At 32.8% G+C, this 15,026-nt stretch carries 19 protein-coding genes; 15 read left to right on the top strand and 4 right to left on the bottom strand.

All coding sequences use genetic code 11. The features are described 5' to 3' along the window. Positions 1 to 2: 2 nt before the first annotated feature. The 9 genes from ACYSNV_RS10970 to ACYSNV_RS10930 all read left to right on the top strand — a co-directional run bounded on the left by ACYSNV_RS10970 (position 3) and on the right by ACYSNV_RS10930 (position 4,671). On the top strand, positions 3 to 350 hold the full coding sequence (locus ACYSNV_RS10970) for a histidine kinase (protein WP_461762603.1): 348 nt from the start codon (positions 3 to 5) through the stop codon (positions 348 to 350). Continuing rightward, complete coding sequence (locus ACYSNV_RS10965; RefSeq protein ID WP_461762602.1) at positions 351 to 1,595, top strand: CinA family nicotinamide mononucleotide deamidase-related protein; 1,245 nt, start codon at positions 351 to 353, stop codon at positions 1,593 to 1,595. 81 nt (positions 1,596 to 1,676) lie between these two features. Next, the gene (rpmB, locus tag ACYSNV_RS10960) at positions 1,677 to 1,913 is read left to right on the top strand and encodes a 50S ribosomal protein L28 (RefSeq protein WP_010250743.1); all 237 of its coding nucleotides are present in this window, start codon (positions 1,677 to 1,679) and stop codon (positions 1,911 to 1,913) included. 25 nt (positions 1,914 to 1,938) lie between these two features. Next, on the top strand, positions 1,939 to 2,121 hold the full coding sequence (gene rpmG, locus ACYSNV_RS10955) for a 50S ribosomal protein L33 (protein ID WP_002990305.1): 183 nt from the start codon (positions 1,939 to 1,941) through the stop codon (positions 2,119 to 2,121). A 9-nt stretch (positions 2,122 to 2,130) separates the two neighbouring features. Beyond that, positions 2,131 to 2,283, top strand: a complete 153-nt coding sequence (locus tag ACYSNV_RS10950; protein ID WP_461762601.1) for a DUF4295 domain-containing protein — start codon at positions 2,131 to 2,133, stop codon at positions 2,281 to 2,283. A gap of 140 nt (positions 2,284 to 2,423) precedes the next feature. Next, entirely contained in the window at positions 2,424 to 3,380 is a 957-nt protein-coding gene (gene ftsY, locus ACYSNV_RS10945; protein ID WP_461762600.1) for a signal recognition particle-docking protein FtsY, read from the top strand. 5 nt (positions 3,381 to 3,385) lie between these two features. Beyond that, a complete protein-coding gene (locus tag ACYSNV_RS10940; protein WP_461762599.1) occupies positions 3,386 to 3,814 on the top strand; it encodes a hypothetical protein in 429 nt (142 codons plus the stop codon). A gap of 7 nt (positions 3,815 to 3,821) precedes the next feature. Then, positions 3,822 to 4,133, top strand: a complete 312-nt coding sequence (locus tag ACYSNV_RS10935) for a DciA family protein (protein WP_461762598.1) — start codon at positions 3,822 to 3,824, stop codon at positions 4,131 to 4,133. Between the two features lie 103 nt (positions 4,134 to 4,236). After that, the gene (locus ACYSNV_RS10930) at positions 4,237 to 4,671 is read left to right on the top strand and encodes an RrF2 family transcriptional regulator (RefSeq protein ID WP_461762597.1); all 435 of its coding nucleotides are present in this window, start codon (positions 4,237 to 4,239) and stop codon (positions 4,669 to 4,671) included. 33 nt (positions 4,672 to 4,704) lie between these two features. Here ACYSNV_RS10930 and ACYSNV_RS10925 read toward each other — a convergent pair whose 3' ends face one another. Genes ACYSNV_RS10925 through recF form a run of 4 tightly spaced genes read right to left on the bottom strand, consistent with a single transcriptional unit; the run spans position 4,705 to position 8,558 of the window. Then, positions 4,705 to 5,280, bottom strand: a complete 576-nt coding sequence (locus ACYSNV_RS10925) for an RNA polymerase sigma factor (RefSeq protein ID WP_461762596.1) — start codon at positions 5,278 to 5,280, stop codon at positions 4,705 to 4,707. Continuing rightward, entirely contained in the window at positions 5,261 to 6,385 is a 1,125-nt protein-coding gene (locus ACYSNV_RS10920; protein ID WP_461762595.1) for a glycosyltransferase, read from the bottom strand. The genes ACYSNV_RS10925 and ACYSNV_RS10920 overlap by 20 nt, the downstream gene beginning before the upstream one ends. A gap of 37 nt (positions 6,386 to 6,422) precedes the next feature. After that, positions 6,423 to 7,436, bottom strand: a complete 1,014-nt coding sequence (gene murB / locus ACYSNV_RS10915) for a UDP-N-acetylmuramate dehydrogenase (protein ID WP_461762594.1) — start codon at positions 7,434 to 7,436, stop codon at positions 6,423 to 6,425. Positions 7,437 to 7,472: 36 nt separating this feature from the next. Beyond that, positions 7,473 to 8,558: a DNA replication/repair protein RecF gene (gene recF / locus ACYSNV_RS10910; protein WP_461762623.1), complete on the bottom strand. Its 1,086-nt coding sequence runs from the start codon at positions 8,556 to 8,558 to the stop codon at positions 7,473 to 7,475. A 135-nt stretch (positions 8,559 to 8,693) separates the two neighbouring features. Between recF and ACYSNV_RS10905 the strand changes: the two genes are divergently transcribed. From ACYSNV_RS10905 to ACYSNV_RS10880, 6 genes are all read left to right on the top strand, one after another. Further along, on the top strand, positions 8,694 to 9,479 hold the full coding sequence (locus ACYSNV_RS10905) for a tetratricopeptide repeat protein (protein ID WP_461762593.1): 786 nt from the start codon (positions 8,694 to 8,696) through the stop codon (positions 9,477 to 9,479). Between the two features lie 3 nt (positions 9,480 to 9,482). Continuing rightward, positions 9,483 to 9,974: a 6,7-dimethyl-8-ribityllumazine synthase gene (gene ribH, locus ACYSNV_RS10900; RefSeq protein WP_461762592.1), complete on the top strand. Its 492-nt coding sequence runs from the start codon at positions 9,483 to 9,485 to the stop codon at positions 9,972 to 9,974. A gap of 179 nt (positions 9,975 to 10,153) precedes the next feature. Beyond that, positions 10,154 to 12,304 (top strand): DNA mismatch repair endonuclease MutL, encoded by a 2,151-nt coding sequence (gene mutL, locus ACYSNV_RS10895; RefSeq protein WP_461762591.1) that lies wholly within the window; start codon positions 10,154 to 10,156, stop codon positions 12,302 to 12,304. Continuing rightward, positions 12,304 to 13,062: a rhomboid family intramembrane serine protease gene (locus ACYSNV_RS10890; protein ID WP_461762590.1), complete on the top strand. Its 759-nt coding sequence runs from the start codon at positions 12,304 to 12,306 to the stop codon at positions 13,060 to 13,062. Before mutL ends, ACYSNV_RS10890 begins: the two co-directional genes overlap by 1 nt. A gap of 2 nt (positions 13,063 to 13,064) precedes the next feature. Beyond that, entirely contained in the window at positions 13,065 to 13,913 is an 849-nt protein-coding gene (locus ACYSNV_RS10885) for a rhomboid family intramembrane serine protease (protein WP_461762589.1), read from the top strand. 3 nt (positions 13,914 to 13,916) lie between these two features. Further along, positions 13,917 to 14,951, top strand: coding sequence for an endonuclease/exonuclease/phosphatase family protein (locus ACYSNV_RS10880; protein ID WP_461762588.1), 1,035 nt, complete (start codon positions 13,917 to 13,919; stop codon positions 14,949 to 14,951). Positions 14,952 to 15,026 lie beyond the last annotated feature (75 nt).

Raw genomic sequence — 15,026 nt, 5'->3', positions numbered from 1 at the left:
ATATGGCTCTTTATTATGACCTAGGTCCTCTTTGTCAAGTTTATAACGATGATAAAGTTAAAGTAAAACAACGCTTGATTTTTTTTCTAGCAGAATCAAAAAGTAGTTTGGAATTTATAGCCCAAGGTATTCGTGAAAAAGATTATAATAAAGTTCGCGAACAACTTGAAATATTAAAACCTACTTTAGAATTCTTAGGTATTGATCAAGCTATTGAAGAGTGTGTTTTAATTGAAGCATGGACAAAAGATAAAGGGAAAATAAAAGAGGTGAAGGAAAACTTTAGGTCTTTTAAATACCATCTTAAAAATGCAACTAAAGAAATAAGTAAGGATTTTAGTCTAAAATAAATGAAAGCTAGTATAGTAATTATTGGAGATGAAATTCTCATTGGGCAGACCTTGGATACTAATTCTTTTTTTTTAGCTAAAGAATTAGATGCATTGGGATTTCAAGTGACAGAAATTATTACGGTGCCCGATACAAAACAAGGAATTACAGGAGCTATGCAAAGGTATATTTCACGTGTAGATATCGTTATTCTAACCGGAGGATTAGGACCAACAAACGACGATGTTACACGGAAAGTGTTTTGTGACTTTTTTGATGATTATCTAGTTGAGAACGCAACAGTTTTAAAGCATGTAAAACAACTTTTAAATAAAGTTATTAAAACGCCTTTGTCAGATGTAAATGCCAGACAAGCTCTTGTGCCTTCAAAAGCAAAAATCTTTTTCAACACAGTGGGTACAGCGCCTGGGACTTTAATGAAAAAAGATAATACTGCATTTATTAGTTTACCTGGGGTTCCCTTGGAAATGAAAGTTATTTGTCAACAGGAAGTTTTTCCCTATTTGAAAAGGATTTATAATAGCCAACATATGGTTCATAAAACTATGGTAACTTATGGAATCCCTGAGAGTTCGCTTGCTAAAATGCTTGAGCAATGGGAAAAGAACTTGCCCAAAGGTGTCCATTTAGCTTATTTACCAAGTCCTGGGATGGTTAAACTGCGTCTTTCTAGTGTAGGCAGTGATAAAGAATCATTAGAAGAAAAACTTTCCGATGTTATTCAAAATATTCCTTTACAGGTAGTTAGTAGTATCGTTAGTTATCAAGATATAGATATATCAGAAATAATTAGTAAAGAGTTGCAAAATAGAAATAAAACTATTTCTTTTGCAGAAAGTTGTACAGGTGGTAGATTATCAGTTTTGTTTAATTCGCAACCTGGATCATCTATCTATTTTAAGGCTGGGGTAGTAGCCTATTCAACGCAAGTTAAAATAGATGTTTTAGGTGTGGATGCGCAAGTTATTAATACCTACGGTGTAGTTAGTGAGCAAGTAGTCATAGAAATGGCTAGAAACACTCAGAAACTAGTAAAGAGCGATTTTGTGATTGCTACAACAGGTAATGCTGGACCAACTAAAGGTGACTTGGATAAAGATCTGGGAACTGTATTTATCGGTATAGCAACTCCTGAAAAAGTTTTTGCAAAAAAATATCAGTTTGTAGGTTCTAGAGAAATGGTTGTTAATAATGCTGTTTCTAAAGGTTTGGAATTGATATATAAAGAAATAATAAAAAAATAACGGAAAATATTTTGTATAATAATTTTCTTTTCCGTTACTTTGCACCCTGATTTTGAATATTGAAATAAAAGATAAGAAATAATGTCAAGAGTTTGTGAAATTACTGGTAAAAGAGCAATGGTTGGAAACAACGTTTCTCACGCGATGAATAAAACTAAGAGAAAGTTTTCTGTAAACTTAGTTAAAAAACGTTTCTACATTGCTGAAGAAGACAGATGGGTAACATTGAAATTATCAACGTCTGCATTAAAAACAATTAATAAAAAAGGTATTACTGCTGTATTGAAAGATGCAAAAGTAAAAGGATTAGTTAAGTAATCGGGACCATAAAAAATAGAATACGATGGCAAAGAAAGGTAACAGAATACAGGTAATCTTAGAATGTACTGAACATAAAGCGTCTGGTTTACCAGGAACTTCAAGATACATCACGACTAAGAATAAGAAGAACACTCCAGATAGATTAGAGATTAAAAAATTTAATCCTATCATGAAGAAAGTAACAATTCACAAAGAAATTAAATAATTAGTAGTCATGGCAAAGAAATCTATAGCAACTTTAAGAACAAATTCTAAGAAGTTGACTAAAGCAATTAAAATGGTGAAATCTCCAAAGACAGGTGCTTACGTATTCGTAGAGGCTGTTATGGCTCCTGATTTCGTAGATGAATTCTTCGCAAAGAAGTAATTTTACCATTATAAAAATCTTGAAAAAGCTGTCTTTTTAGGCAGCTTTTTTTATTTTATAGCATGTTTAAGATGTTGTAGATATAAATAAAATTATATCGGCTAATATTTCTATATTTGTATTTGTTAATTGAGGTAATTATGAATTTTTTTAAGAAATTATTTTCTTCGGAGAAGAAGGAAACTCTTGATAAAGGACTAGAGAAGTCTAATGAAACTTTTTTTTCCAAGCTTACTAAAGCTGTAGCTGGTAAGAGTAAAGTGGATGACGATGTTTTAGATAACTTAGAGGAGGTACTTGTTAGCTCGGATGTAGGGGTTAATACCACTTTGAAAATTATCGAGAGAATAGAGAAAAGAGTAGCTGTTGATAAGTATGTTGGTACAGAGGAGTTAAATAAAATTTTAAGAGAAGAAATTGCTGGTCTTCTCTCGGAGACAAAATCTGGTGAGGCTACTGAATTTGAAATTCCAAAGGATAAGAAACCCTATGTGATAATGGTAGTAGGAGTTAATGGTGCGGGGAAAACAACTACTATTGGTAAGTTAGCCTATCAGTTTAAGAAGGCCGGTTTAAATGTTGTTTTAGGAGCAGCAGATACCTTTAGAGCAGCAGCTATTGATCAATTACAAGTTTGGGCAGATAGGGTTGGAGTTCCTATTGTTAAGCAGCAAATGGGTAGTGATCCTGCTTCAGTGGCTTTTGATACTTTGGAGTCAGCCGTTACTCAAAAGGCTGATGTTGTAATTATTGATACGGCAGGACGTTTGCACAATAAAGTTAATTTAATGAATGAATTGACAAAAGTTAAAAGAGTTATGCAAAAAGTTGTTGCTGATGCACCACATGATGTTATGTTAGTCTTAGATGGATCTACCGGACAAAATGCTTTTGAACAAGCCAAGCAGTTTACAGCTGCTACAGAGGTTAGTTCTTTGGCTGTTACCAAATTGGATGGTACGGCAAAGGGAGGTGTAGTAATAGGTATCTCGGATCAGTTTCAAATACCAGTAAAATATATTGGTGTAGGCGAGGGCATTGAAGATCTTCAAGTTTTTAATAAATATGAATTTGTCGATTCATTTTTTAAAAAATAGCTATAATGAAATATCTACAAATTTTACTAACTAGTTTATTAGTGATTTCTCTTAGTGGCTGTACGGGTGAGCTTTCTAAAGATGAATTGCAAGATATAGCGGGATATTGGGAAATATCAAAAGCTAAGCTTCCTGATGGCACAACGCGTGATTTTTCTATAAATGCTTCTATTGATTTTTTTCAAATAGATTCTTCCGGTAATGGTCTGCGATATAAGGTTATGCCTCAGTTTAATGGTGAATACCTTACCAATGATGTGCCAGAGCAATTCCATATTAGTTTTCAAGATAAAGTAAATTGGATTAATTATAGTACAGAATTTTCTTCTTGGAAAGAAGAGTTAGTGAAATTAAATGAAAAAGAATTGGTTGTTAAAAATCAGAATGATATTATTTATATTTATAAACGACCAGTGCCTTTTACTTTAAAATAACAAGATTTTGAAAAAGTTTAACCCTAATAAACCTTTACGTGATAACTTTAGTGTAAAAGATATTTTGCAAATAATCATAAAAGAGAACCCTTTGGAATCTGGGATTAATAATATAAGGATTAAAGAAGTATGGTATTCTATATTAGGACCTGGAGTAGGAAGTTATACATTGGACTTGATGTTGAAAAATCAGATTCTATATGTAAGGTTGTCTTCACCCATAGTACGTGAGGAATTAAGTTATGGGAAATCCAAGATTATAGCACTATTAAATGAGGAATTAGCGCAGCAGGTTATAACAGATATTATTTTCAGATAAAAAAAGCCAGATTAATATTTAAAAGAATTTAATCTGGCTTTTTTAGTTATTTTATGCCTAATAAATTAATTGTATCTTTGAGCTTAAACCAATATAGATAATTATGTTTTCTAAAGGATGTGAGTATGCGATTCGTGCTTTGATTTTTATATCAGAGAACTCCCTTGATGGGAAAAGAGTAGGGCTCAAGAATATTGCCGAGCAAATCGATGCTCCGGCTGCCTTTACTGGGAAAATTCTTCAGAACTTTTCAAAACATGGGATAATCGACTCTGTAAAAGGAGTTGGAGGTGGCTACGAAATTAGGCAGGAGAAAATGAAGCAGGTCAAGTTAGCGCAAGTTGTTAGTATCATGGATGGTGATGCTATATTTACTGGGTGTGCCTTAGGTCTAAAAGAATGTAATGCCTTAAAACCTTGTCCGGTACATGATAAGTTTAAAAATATAAGAGGACTCTTACGTGACATGCTTGAAACAACTACTTTATATGAATTGTCTCAAGGGGTGAATTTAGGTATGACATTTTTAAAACGCTAAACTCATTGATATGGTTGAATTCTAAAATGAATTTTAAATTGTAAAATTAGTATCGATTTGTTTTAAAATAATTTCTTGTAGGAGCTTTCTGGCTCTCATTATTTTTACTTTCACATTATTTAAAGGTTCTCCTAATTCTTGTGCTATTTCATTATAGGTTAATTCTTGAAAAAAACGTAACTCAATAACTTCTTGGTAGTGTGGTTTTAGAAGCTTGATGTAATTTTTAAATATTTGTAAGTTTTGCTCTTTTATAAGGGTATCCTCTATATTGGCTGATTCGTCGGGAATTTGGTTATATCCTTGTTGATTTTGATGATCAACTAAGATCATTGTATCTTTATCCCTTTTTCTTAAAAGATCTATTAGTACATTTTTTGCTATGGTTATTAACCAGGTGTTAAATGCATATTTTTCATTGTATGAAGATATATTGCTAAATGCTTTTGAGAAGGTTTCAATTGTTATATCCTCGGCATCTGTTTCGTTACTTATTCGTTTTAGGATATAATAATATACCTCACTCCAATAATGGTCGAGTAAAAAGGTAAATGCAGATTGATCGGCTCTTTTAGCTAACTCAATATAATTAACTATAGGTTTTTTCAAGTTTTTTTCGTGTAAGAAATTGCGCTATACTGTAATAGGTTTGTATAAAAGTATGAATTATTTCTAACAAAGGTAGTGTCCAAAGTAAATCTTTATTATTGAATTTTTTAAGTAATTTAAAATAATAGAAATATTGAACTACCATGCGAATTAGTAATAATCCCAGGACAACTTTCCATTGAAACTCAGTAAGAAGTAAAATTACAAAGCTAATGTATATTGCAACTGGTAGCGGTGCGAAAACTCCTTGTTTTAACCTTTGGGAAAAGCTAGCGGTTTTAAAAAGTAGATTGTGTACCTTAAAGTTATTTAGCCAAAATTTGGTTTTATTTGGAACCTCTTGCAAGGTAAAACTTGATTTACTTGTTGCAATAGCTGTATTTTTTGCTGTTGCTATTTGATTAATATAAGCATACTGATCTCCATAGGGAGTTTTCATTTGTTTTATAAAACCATTATTGTTGTAAAACAAGTCTTTTGTATAGCCTTGATTTAATGCGTTTCCATGCAGGGGTTTGCCAAAGTAGGTCCAAGAAAACAAATTAATTGTTTTTACCACATTTTGATATCTTATTAGCTTATTGATAAAAGAGTTCTTTACGCTATTAATAGCAGTAAACCCAATAACAACTTCTTTTTTCTTGGTAAAATAACTAGCAAGGGAAACCAACCAATATTCGTTTTGTATTTGTCCTTGAGGCTGGCTGAAAATAAAGTGGTCGTATAAAGCAACTTTGATTCCAAGTGTTAAGGCATACTTTTTATTGTTCCAGAAATTCTCATTATTTACCACATTTACTAATTTCACTTTTGGATTTACAGCTACGAATTGCTCCAATATGTCTAAGCTATCATCACATGAGGCGTTATTTACCAAAACAATTTGATAGACTGGATAATTTTGAGAAAGTAAACTAGTTAGATGTTCTAATAATTGATCTTGTTGGTTTTTTATATATACAATAACAGACACTGGGGGAAGGTCATGTGGATCTCTTTTAGGGGTGTTGTCAGATTTAAAAGTAACAGGAGTGTATATAACTAAGTATTTAAGTAGATCTAGGCAGATACAGGCTGTAAATAAGTAAAATAGAATCGTTAGCATATTTTAGGTGTAAATTTGGTATCAGAAAACCCAGTAGTTAAAATATATTCACCTCTGGGGTGATAGTAATTTGAAAAACTTCCAAAATTTTATTTTGAATTAGTTGCGCTAGTTCGAGAATCTCTTGGCCTGAAGCATTACCATAATTTACTAATACAAGTGCTTGCTTGCTATGTACTCCAGCATCCCCCATACGAAATCCTTTAAAGCCTATTTTTTCAATTAACCATCCAGCAGGTATTTTAACCCAATGATTATCTATGGGATAACTTGGGATATCAGGATAGGTTTGTTGAATTTTCTCAAACAAAGCATAGCTAATGATTGGATTTTTAAAAAAGCTTCCGCTATTTGGTAATTTGCTAGGATCAGGAAGTTTACTCTGTCTTATTTTTATAACAATATCACTAATGTTTTTTATGCTAGGTGTTTGAATTCTAGCGAGCTCTAATTCTTGTTGAATAACACCATAATTAGTCTTTAAGTTGTGATTGTGCTTGGTTAATTTAAATACCACACTTGTTATTACATATTTATTTTTATGCGTTGTTTTAAAGATGCTTTCTCTGTAGGAAAAATTACATTGTTGATTTGTGAATTTTTCAAGTTCAAAGGTTTCACGATTAATAGCGTTTACCCAAGTAATAACATCTTTAACCTCTACACCGTAGGCCCCAATATTTTGTATAGGTGAGCTACCTACATTCCCAGGGATTAGTGATAAGTTTTCAATACCTCCTAAATTTTTAGAAATAGCCCATAAAACAAACTCGTGCCAAATTTCTCCTGCTTGTACTTCAACAAGACAGTAATCCAAGGTGTCTTGTATAATATTTATACCTTTGGTTTGTAAATGTATAACTAGCTTGTCTAAGTCTTTGGTAAGTAACATATTACTGCCAGAGCCAAGAATAAAGATTTCTTTAGAACTACCATATTCCAAAGCTTCAATAAGTTCTTGATCTGTATTAACTTTTGTGTATTGAGTAGCTTGGGCTGGGAGATGGAACGTGTTAAGGTCTTTAAGGGATACGTTTTTGTGTATTTTCATGCAGTATTACAGTATTAAATATGCTAAGAGTAAGAGTTATTGATTTATTTTAAAGATTTCATAATCTTGATGAATACTATTGAGTAAGTCTTCGGTTCGTTTAGCGTGGGTATCACTAATAAACATTTGTCCGAATGTTTCTAGGTTTACTAACTCTAAAATTTTACGAACTCGATTTTCATCTAATTTATCAAAAATATCATCGAATAGTAAAATAGGAGCAATTCCTTTTTGTTTTTTTATAAATTCAAACTGAGCTAGTTTTAATGCTATTAGATAAGACTTTTGCTGGCCTTGAGAGCCGAATTTTTTAATTGAATGGCCATGAAGTTCAAAAGATAAATCATCTTTATGCACACCAACACTTGTATATTGTAAAGCTCTGTCTTTTGCAAGATTTTCCTTAAATAAGGTTTGCATATCTTTTTGATGTAATTGCGACTCATAACATAGCTCAACTTTATCTTGTTCCCCGGTAATTAAAAAATGGTAATGTTTGAAAATAGGTATAAATTCTAACAAAAAAGAATTTCTTTTTTGATAGATAGGAATACTTATTTGCTGAATCTGCTCATTGTATACCTCTAGTGTTGTTGGATCAAAGTAGTTGTTTTGCGCAAAGCTTTTTAAAAGAGCATTTCTTTGAGTAATAAGTTTTTGATACTGTATCAATTCTTGTAGGTAGCTAGAGTCCATTTGCGAGATCACACTATCTAAAAATTTGCGTCTAGTCTCACTGCCTTCCATAATCAAATCAGCGTCGGAGGGCGAGATTATTACTAAGGGAATTAATCCGAAATGATCCGATAATCTTTCGTAGTTTTTACCGTTTCTTTTAATTATTTTTTTTTGCCCTCTTTTTAAACTACAAACAATGTGTTCTTGGTCCTGTTGATTTTCAAAACTACCATCTATTACAAAAAAATCACAGTTGTGTTGGATATTTTGAACAGCAACAGGGTTAAAGTAACTTTTTCCGTAGGCCATATAATAGATAGCATCTAGGATGTTAGTTTTTCCAACACCATTGAAGCCCACAAAGCAGTTAATCTTTTGATTAAATTCAAAAGATTTATCGCTTATATTTTTGTAATTCAGTATGTTTAGCTTTTTTAAATACACGTGATAATCAATAAATAACCAGCTTACAGCAAGGCTTTGTTTAAATTCGGTGCAAATTATCAAAAATATAGATAGAAAGCACTTTTATATTACAATAAAAATCCTATTTTTGCCTTTCATTAAACTTTTGAAAACATGGCAACTTATAATAAAAGAGGTTATAAAGCCCCGAAACCTACTGAAGAAAAAGGAGATGGAGAATTTGATCAATTCGCAAATGTCGATGCATCAAATAGTAAAACAGCTGAAGTATTTAACTCTTTAGATCAGGGTGCAAATAAGATGGAAAGCTGGGTAACACGCAACTCCAAAGCTATCTTTGGAATCGTTGGTGCTGTGGCTTTAATTACTTTGGGTTATGCAGGATATGGTAAGTTCATTGTAGAGCCTAAAAATAATGACGCTGCAAATGAAATGTTTCAAGCGCAAACTTATTATAACAATGCAATTCAAAGTACAACAGAGAAAGATAATTTGTTTAAATTAGCTTTAGAAGGTGGAGAGGGAAAACTAGGTTTCTTAGGGATAATAAGAGATTATAGTGGTACAAACTCTGCTAATCTGGCTCATTACTATGCTGGAACTGCTTATTTAAATCAAGGTGAGTTCTCTAAAGCTATTGAGCATTTAGAAAAATTTAAAAGCGATGACGCAATCGTAGGAGCTTTGGCATTAGGTGCTATCGGGGATGCTTTTTCTGAGCTTGGACAAAAACAAGAGGCGTTAGAATACTATAATAAAGCTATTAGACACGGTAAGAATGAATTAACTTCTCCACGTTTTTTATACAAAGGAGGAATCATTGCCTTAGAACTTGGTAAAAGACAAGAGGCTTTGAAAATGTTCAATGAAATAAAAAATAATTTCCAAGGGTCTATCGAGGCAGGATCAATCGATGGAATGATTGGATTAGCAGAATAAATAATGGCAACAGCAAATAAAAACCTTTCAGAATACAATAAAGATACTCTGCCCAACGGGAAGGATTTCAAAGTAGGAATAGTAGTTTCACAGTGGAACGATAATGTTACAAATGGATTGTTTCAGGGAGCTAAGGATGCTTTATTAGACTGTGGAGTACTCTCTGAGAATATTATTCGATGGGATGTTCCAGGTAGTTTTGAGTTAATTTACGGGGCCCGTAAAATGATAGAAACGGACTTAGAGTTAGATGCTGTAATTGTAGTTGGTTGTGTTATTAAAGGAGAGACCATGCATTTTGATTTTGTATGTACCGGAGTAACTCATGGAATTAAGGATTTGAACTTAATGGCTGATATTCCCGTTATTTTCTGTGTTTTAACAGACAACACAATGCAACAGTCGATAGATAGAAGTGGTGGTGCTTTAGGAAATAAAGGAACTGAGGCTGCTATTGCTGCTTTAAAAATGATAGAGTTAAATACAAAATATTAAAATTCTTTATAACAAAAGTAAATCTACCTGCAAACTTGTGTTTGCAGGTTTTTTTATTTTTAGATATTTTACAAATTCTATAATAGTTTAAGGATTATTATTTAAGTAAATTTGTAGCCTAAGCCTTTTATTAAGGTTTAGCTTACAGATATTAAGCAAACACGTATAGGAAAAAATAGATGTCAGATATTATTCGATTACTGCCAGATCACGTAGCAAATCAAATAGCAGCAGGTGAGGTTGTTCAAAGACCTGCATCTGTTGTAAAGGAGCTTGTGGAGAACTCCGTAGATGCGGGAGCGACAGAGATTAAATTAATATTAAAAGAAGCTGGTAAAACCTTAATTCAGGTAATTGATAACGGCAAAGGGATGCAGGAACAAGATGCATTGATGTGTTTTGAACGTCATGCTACTTCGAAGATTGCAAAAGCAGAGGATTTATTTGCCTTGCAGACAAAAGGCTTTAGAGGGGAGGCTTTGGCCTCTATTGCTGCTATTGCCCATGTAGAATTAAAGACTCGTACTTCTGCCCAAGAACTAGGAACTCATATTGTAATTGAAGGGACAAAGTTAATTTCACAGGAGCCAGTGGTTACTCCAGTTGGGACCTCTTTTTCGGTAAAAAACCTATTTTTTAATATTCCTGCTAGACGTAATTTCCTGAAAAGTGTTAATGTAGAGTTCAGAGCTATTATTGACGAGTTTGAGCGTATAGCATTAGTACATTGTGATATTCAGTTTACTTTAATTCACAACGATAACGAAGTCTTTAATTTGCCTATTAGTAATTTAAGGCAACGTATTGTGGCGGTATTCGGAGCTCGAACAAACGAGAAACTCGTACCGATTAAAGAGAGTACAGAGATTGTTGAAATTTCAGGATTTGTAGGTAAACCAGAGTACGCTAAGAAAACACGGGGAGAACAATTCTTTTTTGTTAACGATCGATTTATTCGCAGTGGTTATTTGCATCATGCTGTATTGGCTGCTTATGAAGGGTTATTGAAAGATAACACCAATCCAACATACTTTATTTACTTACAAGTTCCCAGTGATAGTATTGATATAAATATTCATCCGACTAAAACAGAAGTGAAATTTGACGATGAACAGGCTCTGTACAGCATTTTAAGATCCACTATAAAGCATAGTATGGGGCAATTCAATGTAGCGCCAGTGTTAGATTTTCATAGGGACTCGTCTTTAGATACTCCTTATGATTATCAAGGAACTCAAGCTGCAACACCCACAATCGAGGTTGATAGGAATTTTAATCCCTTTGTAAGAGGGCAGGTAGTGGATAGCGATAAATTTGAGTATAATCCTTTTGAGAGTGAATCGGAATCTTCACAGGGCTTAATCGCCTCCAAAATGCAAGAAATTGATGTCTCGTCAATGGATTTAGACCTGAGTTCGCCATTTGATGAACATCAAAAGAGTGTTACCTTAGAGTCTAAGAGTAATCAAAATTTTGAGGCATATAAATCCCGATATACTTCAAACCAGGGATACATTTCTTCCAAAGGAAATGATTCAAATTCAATGGCTTTCGAATCTAAAGTTAACCTGTCTTCTTCTTCAGATACTGGTTTTGCTAGTAAAGTAAATACGGATTTAGCAAATAATCAAGCTTTTGAATCAACTTGGCAGGGGAATTATTCCGATTTGCAAACCGATATAACCACGGCAAATTTTTCATCCCTAGAGATTGAGTCCGCAGAACAAGATCCTACATTATTTGATCAAACCGATACCAATGTTGCAGGGTCACGTAGCTTCCAAATTAACAGAAAATATATTGTTAGTCCTATAAAGTCAGGACTTGTTGTTATTGATCAAGCACGCGCCCATCAACGAATTTTATTTGAAAAGTTTCAAGAAAGTATAAATACCCATCAAAGTGCTTCTCAACAATTACTTTTTCCCTTAACTTTACACTATACACCCTTTGAAATAGGAGTGTTAAAAGAATTAACGGAGTTATTACAACAAGCTGGATTTGGATTCGAAGAATTTGGACAAGAGCATGTGGTAATATCAGGTTTACCAGTGTCGGTGTCTGAGAGTGAAGCTAGTGTAGTATTGGAAGATTTACTTTTAGATTTTTTAAATGATTTTCCTGATAAAAAATTTGATTTAAGTCAGCGTATAGCAAAATCCTTATCTCGTAGTTTAGCTGTTAAATCAGGAATTAATTTGAGTCAGGAAGAACAAGAAAATATTGTTAATTCTTTATTTGCTTGTCAAGAACCTAATGTATCACCATTTATGAAACCTACTTTTATTACTATGAAAGTGGAGGATATAGAGAAAAAATTTATGTTATAATGAGAATTACCGAAACTGTAAAACATTTAATAATTTTAAACGTAATCTTGTTTGGGGCAGGATTTTTTGTACATGCTCTACAGGGCCTATTTGCCATGTACTTTTACCAAAGCCCAGAGTTTTTTATTTGGCAGCCATTAACCCATATGTTTATGCATGGTGGAGTGATGCATATCTTTTTTAATATGTTTGCCCTTTTTTCTTTTGGGACTACTTTGGAGATGATATGGGGATCGAAAAAATTTTTATTTTTCTATATAGCATGTGGACTAGGAGCTGCATTATTACACCAAGGAGTAAATTTCTATTCAATAAATTCGGTTTACAGCCAAGTGGAGTCCGTTGTGGGAAGTAAAGCAGAATTTCTCGAGTATATAACTGCATCTAATGGGTCCTATTCGTATCCTAAAGAATGGCTTAATTATATAACCCCAGAACAATTATCCACGGCAGTTCTTGCTTATAATGTTCCTGTTGTAGGTGCCTCAGGGGCTATTTATGGTCTATTGGTGGCTTTTGCATTTATGTTCCCACGTGCCGAGCTAATGATGATGTTTATCCCTATTCCAATTAAGGCGATGTATTTTGTGCCTGGTATTTTATTAATCGATTTATATGGTGGAATAACAGGTGGATTTAGTTTATTTGGAGGCGGAAGTGGTATTGCCCATTTTGCTCATATCGGAGGGGCTATAACTGGTGCTATTTTAATGTATTATTGGAAAAAGACTCAGTTTAACGAAAATCGTTGGTATTAATTATGGCTAATATTTTTCAAGATTTAAAAAATACTTATCGTGTTTCAGGACTGATCCAACGACTTATTTTTTGGATAATTGGAGTCTCCGTTGTATTGTTGATTATAAAAGTATTTAGTCCTAAAGTCTATGGTTATTTAATATATTGGTTGGCCTTGTCTAGCAATTGGTTACCCTTAGTATATAAGCCTTGGACCTTATTGAGTTATAGCTTTTTGCACGCAGGGGTAATACATTTGATTTTCAATATGATTATGTTGTTTTTTGTTGGTCAATTGTTTACTACCTTCTTTAATCAGAAACACTTTATAACTTGTTATTTTGCAGGGGCTGTGATGGGGGGTGTTTTTTATCTAATAGGTTCTAGTTTGGTTAATGTAGGGCCAGTTTTAGTGGGTGCATCTGCAGCTATTATAGCTCCCTTAATTGCTTTGGTTTGTTTTAGACCGCATATGCAAATTAAGCTTTTATTAATTGGTCAAGTTAAGATTTGGTATATAGCTGCTTTTATTATTATATTAGATATAATTCAGTTGTCTGGATCCAATATTGGGGGACATTTAGCCCATTTAGGAGGAGCTTTTATGGGGTATTTGTTTATTGTTTTGTATAAAAGGGGAATCGATCTATCTGTAATTTTGGATAAGTTAAGTGCTTTTTTTTCAAGAAAAGAAAAAACAAAGTTCACTAAAGTTTATAGAAATACTAACAGGGTGAACAAAAAGGATTCTAGCCAAGAGCAAGATACCCAACAACAGATTGATAAAATATTAGAGAAAATTAGTAAAAGTGGTTATGAGAGTCTAACTAAACAAGAGAAGGACTTTTTGTTTACCGCTGGGAAAAAATAAATTATGAACAACCTATCTTGGTTTAATCGATTAGTGTATTTGTGTAATATAGCGCTTGCTGTTTTGACAGTAGTGGGCTATTCTTTACCCTTTTTAGCGCCAAAGTTATTTCCATTGTTATCGGTTTTTTCTCTTCTATTGCCAAGCCTTTTGATTATAAACGTAGTTTTTTTTATTTACTGGCTAATTTTTTTTAAAAAACAAATCTGGCTATCGGGGTTGATTCTTCTCTTAGGGGGTACTTTTATTAATAAGTTTTATCGATTCTCAGGTAAAGATTTACCAGTAAGTCAGAATGATTTCACATTGATGAGTTATAATGTACGGTTATTTAATTTATTTAATTGGATAGATCGTAGTGATGTGGGTACAGAAATACAAGATTTTGTTTTAAGCCACGATCCCGATATATTAGCACTTCAGGAGTATTCCAAAAATACGAATATAAAATTTACCAATTACCCATATCAGTATATTGTATCCCATGGTAATAAAATTAAGACAGGCCAAGCTATATTCTCTAAGTATAGAATTATAGATAAAGGAGAAATTAATTTACCTAATTCCAATAATAACGTAATTTTTGCCGATGTATTAAAAAACAAGGATACCATAAGAATTTATAGTATACATTTACAAAGTATTAGTATAAGTCCTGATATTCACGAACGCATTGATGAGGTTAACTCCAAGGCTATTATAAAAAGAATTTCGAAGGCATTTAAAGAACAGCAAATGCAATCTGAGTTAATTCGATCTCATATGGATGATGCTAACCATCGTAAGATAATTTGTGGTGATATGAACAATAGCGCATTTTCCTATGTTTATAGAAATGTAAAAGGTGATCTTGAAGATGCATTTGTACAAGCTGGACAGGGTTTTGGTAGAACTTATGATTTTAAGTTATTTCCAATGCGAATTGACTATATTTTTGTAGATCCAAGCATTCAAGTTAAGTCTTTTCATACCTATAGTGGTTTTGTTAATTCAGATCATTTCCCACTTATCTCCAGATTAGAGATAAACAAGAAATAAAAATGATAAAAAAAGTTAGATACTTTTTGAGGCGTTTTTGATGAGTAGAAAACAGAAATATGATTATAAATTTAA

It is taken from the genome of Myroides sp. LJL119, from assembly GCF_054871605.1.
Note: the sequence above shows the minus strand (reverse complement) of the source record. Positions and strands in the feature narration are given on the sequence as shown.

Bases quoted from the DNA above. Each gene is read 5' to 3' on its own strand.
- ACYSNV_RS10890 (WP_461762590.1), top strand. From the start codon at position 12,304: ATGAGAATTACCGAAACTGTAAAACATTTAATAATTTTAAACGTAATC.
- ACYSNV_RS10950 (WP_461762601.1), top strand. From the start codon at position 2,131: ATGGCAAAGAAATCTATAGCAACTTTAAGAACAAATTCTAAGAAGTTG.
- ACYSNV_RS10970 (WP_461762603.1), top strand. From the start codon at position 3: ATGGCTCTTTATTATGACCTAGGTCCTCTTTGTCAAGTTTATAACGAT.
- ftsY (WP_461762600.1), top strand. From the start codon at position 2,424: ATGAATTTTTTTAAGAAATTATTTTCTTCGGAGAAGAAGGAAACTCTT.
- ACYSNV_RS10920 (WP_461762595.1), bottom strand. From the start codon at position 6,385: ATGCTAACGATTCTATTTTACTTATTTACAGCCTGTATCTGCCTAGAT.
- mutL (WP_461762591.1), top strand. From the start codon at position 10,154: ATGTCAGATATTATTCGATTACTGCCAGATCACGTAGCAAATCAAATA.
- ACYSNV_RS10965 (WP_461762602.1), top strand. From the start codon at position 351: ATGAAAGCTAGTATAGTAATTATTGGAGATGAAATTCTCATTGGGCAG.
- ACYSNV_RS10930 (WP_461762597.1), top strand. From the start codon at position 4,237: ATGTTTTCTAAAGGATGTGAGTATGCGATTCGTGCTTTGATTTTTATA.
- rpmG (WP_002990305.1), top strand. From the start codon at position 1,939: ATGGCAAAGAAAGGTAACAGAATACAGGTAATCTTAGAATGTACTGAA.
- ribH (WP_461762592.1), top strand. From the start codon at position 9,483: ATGGCAACAGCAAATAAAAACCTTTCAGAATACAATAAAGATACTCTG.
- ACYSNV_RS10905 (WP_461762593.1), top strand. From the start codon at position 8,694: ATGGCAACTTATAATAAAAGAGGTTATAAAGCCCCGAAACCTACTGAA.
- rpmB (WP_010250743.1), top strand. From the start codon at position 1,677: ATGTCAAGAGTTTGTGAAATTACTGGTAAAAGAGCAATGGTTGGAAAC.
- ACYSNV_RS10940 (WP_461762599.1), top strand. From the start codon at position 3,386: ATGAAATATCTACAAATTTTACTAACTAGTTTATTAGTGATTTCTCTT.
- ACYSNV_RS10880 (WP_461762588.1), top strand. From the start codon at position 13,917: ATGAACAACCTATCTTGGTTTAATCGATTAGTGTATTTGTGTAATATA.
- ACYSNV_RS10885 (WP_461762589.1), top strand. From the start codon at position 13,065: ATGGCTAATATTTTTCAAGATTTAAAAAATACTTATCGTGTTTCAGGA.
- murB (WP_461762594.1), bottom strand. From the start codon at position 7,436: ATGAAAATACACAAAAACGTATCCCTTAAAGACCTTAACACGTTCCAT.